This is a genomic window from Mesorhizobium sp. M3A.F.Ca.ET.175.01.1.1 (assembly GCF_004791945.1).
GTDB lineage: Bacteria > Pseudomonadota > Alphaproteobacteria > Rhizobiales > Rhizobiaceae > Mesorhizobium.
The window spans coordinates 1-399 of record NZ_SRTP01000105.1; the positions used below are offsets into that span (position 1 = coordinate 1).

The 399-nt window shown below is 67.9% G+C and carries 1 pseudogene; it reads left to right on the forward strand.

The annotated features are described in order from the left end of the window. Positions 1–399: pseudogene (locus tag EN818_RS30950) on the forward strand (peptidoglycan-binding protein); the annotation flags it as partial.

The window sequence follows — 399 nt, forward strand, 5'->3', positions numbered from 1 at the left end:
GCCAACGAGATGGCGATCCGCGGCCTGGAAAGCCGGCTCGAGGATATTTCCAGCCGGCTGGAATCGTCCGCGGCGCAGGTTGCCGGCATCGATCCGGCGCTGATCCGCAGCCTGGAGTCGCAGGTGACCGCCCTTTCGGCGCACCTGTCGAAGCCGAGCATGCCGCTGCCCGATTTCGAGGACATCAGCCCGCGCCTCAACGAGATCGAGAAGTCGCTGGCCGGCACGGGCGATTCCATTCTGAGCCTGGCGCGCGAAGCCGCCGAGAGCGCCGTCAAATCACTCGCCGAGTCGACGTCCAGCACGGCCCAAACCAATGCGACCGCCGTTGCCGGCCTCGCCCAGGACCTGAAGACGCTGGAAGCCCTCACCCGCCGCTCCGACGAGCGCAACTCGCGG